At 43.3% G+C, this 4,454-nt stretch carries 5 protein-coding genes; 4 read left to right on the top strand and 1 reads right to left on the bottom strand.

Features of this window, described 5'->3' with window-relative positions; translation table 11 throughout:
* Positions 1 to 708, bottom strand: a 708-nt coding sequence (locus tag B7C60_RS15370) for a S1 family peptidase (RefSeq protein ID WP_216639333.1), incomplete at its 3' end; no start/stop codon positions are given.
* Between the two features lie 211 nt (positions 709 to 919).
* Here B7C60_RS15370 and ahpC point away from each other — a divergent pair.
* The 4 genes from ahpC to B7C60_RS19695 form a co-directional block, all read left to right on the top strand.
* A complete protein-coding gene (ahpC, locus tag B7C60_RS15365) occupies positions 920 to 1,477 on the top strand; it encodes an alkyl hydroperoxide reductase subunit C (RefSeq protein ID WP_099612397.1) in 558 nt (185 codons plus the stop codon).
* A 181-nt stretch (positions 1,478 to 1,658) separates the two neighbouring features.
* Positions 1,659 to 3,227: an alkyl hydroperoxide reductase subunit F gene (gene ahpF, locus B7C60_RS15360; protein ID WP_099612396.1), complete on the top strand. Its 1,569-nt coding sequence runs from the start codon at positions 1,659 to 1,661 to the stop codon at positions 3,225 to 3,227.
* Between the two features lie 264 nt (positions 3,228 to 3,491).
* Positions 3,492 to 3,929 (top strand): DUF3069 domain-containing protein, encoded by a 438-nt coding sequence (locus tag B7C60_RS15355; protein WP_099612395.1) that lies wholly within the window; start codon positions 3,492 to 3,494, stop codon positions 3,927 to 3,929.
* 291 nt (positions 3,930 to 4,220) lie between these two features.
* Positions 4,221 to 4,454 (top strand): FAD-dependent oxidoreductase (locus B7C60_RS19695; protein ID WP_245869556.1); only part of this gene is annotated, 234 nt, incomplete at its 3' end.

Below are 4,454 nucleotides of genomic sequence, written 5' to 3'. Positions count from 1 at the left end.
ACCTTCTTTAACCACTAAAGGCCCGCCACTATCGCCTTGGCAAGAATCGTATCCCCCCTCTGGAAAGCCAGCACAAATGGCATCCTTACCAATCTTGGCATAGGCACCATTAAGATTTTGACAGGTTGTTCTCGGCACATAAGGCACATCGACTTGTCTCAGCACTGATGGATAGTCGGGTGTTTGATTACGATCTGATACCTTATTTCCCCAGCCCATGACTGTTAAATTTTGCCCTTCCGAAAGCCCTTCTCCCGTTGTTTTTAGCACTACTGCGTCAGCATTAGGTTTCGACCTTAACTCAATCAAAGCAATATCATTGCTGTAATCACTAGCAGCCGCATAGTTTTGATTCACATAAACTGCTTTAATTTCGGCACGTTCGCCTTCACTACTCGCTTGACGTAAATTATGCACGCCAATATGCACATGAAAATCGTTAACGTTGATTCTCTCGATACAGTGGGCTGCGGTCAACACCCACCCATCACCCAGGTAACTCGCGCCACAAAACTGTCCTTTATAAGTATTAATTGCATTATTTTTGACTAATGCAGTCATAAAAGGCCAAGCGTTTACGTCTGACTCTTTTCCTCCGATGATTCTAGGCATCCATTGATCCAAAGACCATTGCTGATTGTGAGTATTTGCACTGATCTGTGATGCAAATACACTCGCCAATACACCAACCCATATACTTTTATACATTTTGTTTACCAAACCAATTTTATCTTAAACTATTAATAGCTTGATTTAGTCAATCAATCAATGTCGAGCGCAACAACATCGCTTAAAAATAGGTTTTGCCTATCAAAAGAATAGATATAAGCAATTTTCCTTTATCAACTCAAAGTGGGAATATACTTACCGAACGCAAGACATTGCGAAATCAAAAACTTACAAGAAAGGAAAGTAAAGAATGATTAACACTCATATCAAACCATTTAGCGCAACAGCATATAAAAACGGTGAATTCGTAGAGATCACAGAACAAGATGTTCTTGGCAAATGGGCCGTGTTCTTCTTCTACCCAGCAGACTTTACGTTTGTCTGCCCAACTGAGCTTGGTGACCTTGCAGACCATTACGAAGAACTACAAAAACGTGGCGTAGAAGTGTTCTCTGTCTCAACAGACACCCACTTCACTCACAAAGCATGGCACGACAGCTCTGACACGATTGGCAAAATCAACTACTACATGGTCGGTGATCAAACGGGCAACATCACTAACAACTTTGGCGTGATGCGTGAAGGTCAAGGCCTAGCAGACCGTGCGACCTTCCTTATTGACCCACAAGGGGTGATTCAAGCGATGGAAATTACCGCTGAAGGGATTGGTCGTGATGCAGAAGATCTGATGCGTAAAATTAAAGCGGCGCAATACGTTGCGGCACACCCAGGTGAAGTATGCCCAGCAAAATGGAAAGAAGGTGAAGCCACGCTTGCTCCTTCGCTAGACCTAGTCGGTAAAATCTAACCTTTACCGCTAATTAAGAGCAAGCCGGGTGTTTTACTTTGACGACCTAAATGCCCGGTTTGCTCTCCCTTTTCGTTCAATCTCTAACATAGATAAAAACTTAACAGCGACCAAAGGGCATTTCGCATTTATCCAGAGTAGCCATTCTCTTTATCACATTATTCGACAGGATTAGATAACCATGCTAGACCAAGCGATCAAGCAACAATTACAACAATATCTCAGTAATCTGAAAGAAGAAGTCCGTTTAGTGGTTAGTCTCGATGAAAGCAAAGCTTCACAAGACATTCTTTCACTCGCGAATGAAATTGCAGACCTCAGTGCTTTAGTATCCGTAATCCAAGATGATCAAGCCAGTGCACGTAAACCCGTGATGACGGTGACTAACCCAACCAAACAGACTCAACTACGCTTTGCTGGCGTACCTATGGGGCATGAATTTACCTCTTTAGTTTTGGCTCTGCTCCACTCCGGTGGGCATCCCATGAAACTTGAACCTGCGGTTATTGAACAAATTGCACAATTGGATAAAAAGCTGGATGTGGAAATCTTTATTTCTCTATCTTGCCAAAACTGTCCGGATGTGGTGCAAGCCTTCAACATGATGGCAGCGATCAATCCTAATATTCGTGCCACTATGATTGACGGTGCTCTATTCCAAGATGAAGTCAAACAGCGCGACATCATGGCAGTACCGAGTGTCTTTATTAATGGCGAATTATTTGGTCAAGGCAGAATGAGCCTTACTGAAATTCTCCATAAACTCGATGATGGGGCCGCTCAAAAAGCCGCAGCAAGCTTAAATGACAAAGCCCCCTACGATGTACTGGTTGTCGGTGGTGGCCCTGCGGGAGCGGCAGCAGCAATTTACGCAGCGCGTAAAGGCATTCGTACCGGAATTGTCGCCCAACGCCTTGGCGGTCAAGTGATGGACACCATGTCGATTGAAAATTTTATTTCCGTTAAGCATACCGAAGGCCCCAAATTGGCGGCAGATTTAGGCGAACACCTCAAAGAGTATGGCGTGGATATTATTACTGAGCAGCAAGCCAATAAACTGATGGGCGCTGATTTTACCAACGATGGTAATATTCACCTCAGCCTTGAAAGCGGTGCTCAGTTAAAAAGTAAAAGTGTGATTTTAAGTCCGGGAGCTCGCTGGCGTGAAATGAACGTACCGGGTGAGCAAGAATACCGCAATAAAGGGGTTGCCTACTGCCCTCACTGTGATGGCCCTTTATTTAAAGGGAAAAAGACAGCTGTGATCGGTGGCGGAAACTCAGGGATTGAAGCGGCGATTGATCTGGCAGGAATTGTCGAACATGTCACCGTACTAGAGTTTGCTGATACGCTACGGGCAGATCAAGTATTGATCAATAAAGCCAACTCAACACCGAATATCGAAATCATCACGATGGCACAAACCACAGAAGTGATTGGCGATGGAAAACGAGTTACTGGGCTGAAGTATAAAGACCGTAACACCGATGAAATCAAGCAGCTCGAACTCTCAGGCATTTTTGTTCAAATTGGACTGGTTCCTAATACCGAGTGGTTAAAAGATTCAGACGTTGAGCTTTCTGATCGTGGTGAAATTGAAATTGGTAGCCGTGGTGAAACCAGTATGCCGGGTGTCTTTGCTGCTGGTGATGCGACAACGGTTCCTTATAAACAAATCATTATAGCGATGGGCGAAGGAGCCAAAGCCAGCCTTGGCGCGTTTGATTACCTTATCCGTCAACAGAACTAACCTTATCTAAAGACGATGACTCTTGCGATGCGGCGGACTCCTTTTCTAGGCCGCTATCGTAGGAGTCTTTTTTTCATGAATTCAATCGCGCTCTGGCTTTTGGTCTGATTTTTAGTAGAAAAGCTCAGCATCAACCTTTATCCACTGCTAGCCATGCTGATGATACGCACAAAATCGCCGCGCTTAGCGCTTTATTGATACGTTTAGGTTGACATTTCAGCGTAACTTTTTAGCATGAGGTTTTTCCTTGATGAGAAATTTTTCATGTCAGAAACGACTCAAACTGAAGCACCGACCATTACTTTAGATACTATTTCACCTGAACTACGCCAAGTGATCGAGTTTGATCAAGTGCCAGAGCAGATGTACAGCATGGTGACTTCCATCCATGAGGTCTCAGAGGAAGTCGTTCGAGAGGCTTGGAATAGCCTGCCTGCTAGTGCACAAAATATCCTGGATAATTTTGAACAGTTCCATGCACTTATTTCTGTTAGTCAGGCTTTTGCTGGTATTGAGGTAATGGAAGAATTTCCAACGCTAAACTTACCTCAAGAGATGACGGAGCAAGATAAAGAAGAATATCGTGCTCAATTGCTTGATCAAGTGTTGCATAGCTGTGTTAAAGATATGGTTAAGCAAGTTAAAAAAGCTCGTCGCGATCCGATTTTAAAACGCGACTTTAAAGACGTTTTTCAAAAATAAATAACGGCTAAACAAATCCTAATATAGAAGCTCGCGATAAGCGGGCTTTTTTATTGCGCCTGCTTTTTTCCTACGGCAACCTGTCTATCCTTTTTGGCACTGATTTATCCTTTATCGTCACTTCAGCCAATCATGATGGTTTTCGATCCCACTTCATGTTTGCCATAAGATAGAAACTACAGCAAAACATGATCAAGATCAAAAATAAACGAGTGAAAACTGCCATTTTTTACTGTTTAATGCTTTCATACGAACATAAACAAACAAAAAAGAATCAAAAAGGCCATCGATATGGAAAAAAAACAGAGCTTAACGCAATTTAACGAACATGAAGTGTTAGATATCATTGTGGTTGGTGGTGGTATTAATGGCGCTGGCATTGCCGCAGATGCGGCAGGGAGAGGATTAAAAATTGGGCTATATGAAGCACAAGATTTTGCCAGTGCCACCTCATCAGCTAGTTCTAAATTAATCCATGGCGGCTTGCGCTACCTTGAGCATTACGAGTTTCGTCTCGTCAGTGAA

Origin of the sequence: Vibrio fujianensis (assembly GCF_002749895.1) — a bacterium.
In the GTDB taxonomy this organism is placed as follows: domain Bacteria; phylum Pseudomonadota; class Gammaproteobacteria; order Enterobacterales; family Vibrionaceae; genus Vibrio; species Vibrio fujianensis.
Note: the sequence above shows the minus strand (reverse complement) of the source record. Positions and strands in the feature narration are given on the sequence as shown.

Coding starts and splice junctions, on each gene's coding strand:
- B7C60_RS15355 (WP_099612395.1), top strand. CDS start 3,492: ATGTCAGAAACGACTCAAACTGAAGCACCGACCATTACTTTAGATACT.
- ahpC (WP_099612397.1), top strand. CDS start 920: ATGATTAACACTCATATCAAACCATTTAGCGCAACAGCATATAAAAAC.
- ahpF (WP_099612396.1), top strand. CDS start 1,659: ATGCTAGACCAAGCGATCAAGCAACAATTACAACAATATCTCAGTAAT.